Raw genomic sequence first — 705 nt, 5'->3', positions numbered from 1 at the left:
ATGGCGCGATAACACTGACATCACCTTCACTCGTGCTGAGCGAAATCGTCATGATCTCGTTCTCATGGATACCAGCGAAATCCACATCCGCTATCGTAATGCCTGATATTTTTTGATCTGCCGATTCGAAGATCGTGCTGGTTACTAATGAGCCATCAATCTCCGGAGCATCATTAACCGCTTGAACGTTCATGACCGCAGAACCGCTGATTGTGATTGGATCCGGTGCTCCATTGGTTGTGCCATCATCAGTAATGTCATAGACAAAACTCACGTCGCCGTTGAAGTTTTCTGATGGTTCAAAGCGCCATTCCGTCGCGCTAATCTGCGTGATCGTTCCCGCTGATGGATCCGCAAGCGTGACATTACTGACCGCCAAGTTATCGTTTTCCGGATCGGTCGCGTTTGCCAATAGTTCCGAGGCAGTAATACTCACAGCGCCGCTGTCTTCTTCTATCGAAGAAAGCGTCACTTCCGATGTTTGAGGCGCATCGTTTACATCGAACACTTCAAAAGATGCAGAACCCGATACCGTCTTAGGATCGGATACACCATTTGTTGTGCCATCGTCCGTAATATCGTAAGTCAGCTCTACAGGGCCGTTGTAACCCGGCGCTGGCGTAAATTCCCAATTCCCTGTGGTTGAGTTAAACGCCAAAGAGCCAGAACTAGGGTCCACAAGTTGAACGTTACTCACCGTCAAGT

The 705-nt window shown here is 48.9% G+C and carries 1 protein-coding gene; it reads right to left on the bottom strand.

Going from position 1 to position 705, the window contains the following annotated elements; all coding sequences use genetic code 11:
• A partial coding sequence (locus R7O13_RS27065; protein WP_318305224.1) for a tandem-95 repeat protein occupies positions 1–705 on the bottom strand: 705 nt, incomplete at both ends.

This window comes from Vibrio sp. Y176, from assembly GCF_033438945.1.
Note: the sequence above shows the minus strand (reverse complement) of the source record. Positions and strands in the feature narration are given on the sequence as shown.